Source organism: Bartonella sp. MR168JLCBS (assembly GCF_042194175.1).
Window position 1 is genome coordinate 628 of the sequence record NZ_JBHIMP010000229.1, and the last position, 258, is coordinate 885.

Sequence of the window (258 nt, forward strand, 5' to 3'; positions counted from 1 at the left end):
TTGTCAATTATAATATATCCACGATCAGACAATGTAGCTAATGTGGATGCATAGGTTGACGGACGACCTATTCCTAACTCTTCAAGCTTTTTAATTAATGAAGCTTCAGAATAACGGGGAGGTGGTTCTGTACTATGTTGTATGGCTTCAACTTTTTCTTTTGTAAGCGTTTCACCAGTATTAATTTGTGGCAGATGTGTTATTTCATTTTCTTCATTGTTTTCTTCATCTCGTTGATCAGTGTAGACAGAAATAAAG

The 258-nt window shown here is 35.3% G+C and carries 1 protein-coding gene; it reads right to left on the reverse strand.

Annotated features, from left to right (window positions below; genetic code table 11):
• On the reverse strand, window positions 1-258 hold a 258-nt coding region (locus ACFIK8_RS10535; RefSeq protein ID WP_375669398.1), incomplete at both ends, for a DNA topoisomerase.